The organism is Ancylomarina sp. 16SWW S1-10-2 (assembly GCF_009669305.1).
Lineage (GTDB): Bacteria > Bacteroidota > Bacteroidia > Bacteroidales > Marinifilaceae > Ancylomarina.
The window spans coordinates 1-427 of the sequence record NZ_SADB01000245.1 but is presented as its reverse complement, the minus strand read 5'-3'; the positions used below and the strand labels follow the sequence as shown (position 1 = coordinate 427).

Sequence of the window (427 nt, the reverse complement as noted above, 5' to 3'; positions counted from 1 at the left end):
CGAAAAGCCGCAGGTACAGCAGGTAGCGCAGATCATCAACGGTGTGTTCAGCCAGTTACTGGCAACTTTCCCGGCGAGCCTGGCTAACCGTGACCAGAACGAAGTGAACGAAATCCGTCGCCAGTGGGTTCTGGCTTTTCGGGAAAACGGGATCACCACGATGGAACAGGTTAACGCAGGAATGCGCGTAGCCCGTCGGCAGAATCGACCATTTCTGCCATCACCCGGGCAGTTTGTTGCATGGTGCCGGGAAGAAGCATCCGTTACCGCCGGACTGCCAAACGTCAGCGAGCTGGTTGATATGGTTTACGAGTATTGCCGGAAGCGAGGCCTGTATCCGGATGCGGAGTCTTATCCGTGGAAATCAAACGCGCACTACTGGCTGGTTACCAACCTGTATCAGAACATGCGGGCCAATGCGCTTACT

The 427-nt window shown here is 55.5% G+C and carries 1 protein-coding gene; it reads left to right on the top strand.

What is annotated here, in order from left to right; all coding sequences use genetic code 11:
* A partial coding sequence (locus tag EMN46_RS19130) for a replication protein P (RefSeq protein WP_255447841.1) occupies positions 1-427 on the top strand: 427 nt, incomplete at both ends.